1 pseudogene is annotated in these 487 nt (G+C 60.8%); it reads right to left on the minus strand.

Features of this window, described 5'->3' with window-relative positions:
* Positions 1-193: 193 nt before the first annotated feature.
* Positions 194-487, minus strand: a pseudogene (locus VE26_RS18655) (hypothetical protein); the annotation flags it as partial.

Genomic DNA, 487 nt, shown 5'->3' on the forward strand with positions numbered 1-487 from the left:
CCATTGCGCGCCGCACTTTCGTCACCCTTCCCGTCTCTTCCCTCTTTCCCCCTCGCTCCTTCGTCTTCCCCCGCCTGGTCGCTCATACCCCCGTGGTCTCGCGCTCTTCCGTCTCCCTCTCCTTCACCCATGTCTCCTCCGTTTCCTATCATACCCGCCCTCCCCTCCTCCTGTCTCCCCGCCCCCTTTGCTATCACGTCTTCCCCCTTGCCCTTCCCCTGCCCCACCCCTTCACCCTCGTGTTCCTCTTTCTCTCTCCCATTCCCCCCCCCTTCCCCTCCCCTTCGTCCTCCTTCCTTTCTTTCCCTTTCCTTTTATCCCCCATCCTCTTCCTTTCCTCCCTTTCCTCTTCGCTGCACTTTATTTCCCTCCCCCCATCCCCTGTCCTCCTTCCTTCTTCCGCCCCTCTCCCTGCCCTTTTCCCCCTTTTTTCCCTGCTCTCATTTCCCCCCCTTTCCTCTCTCCTCCCTCCTCTTCCCCTCCCCCT

Origin of the sequence: Devosia chinhatensis, from assembly GCF_000969445.1 — a bacterium.
Classification (GTDB): Bacteria; Pseudomonadota; Alphaproteobacteria; order Rhizobiales; family Devosiaceae; genus Devosia; species Devosia chinhatensis.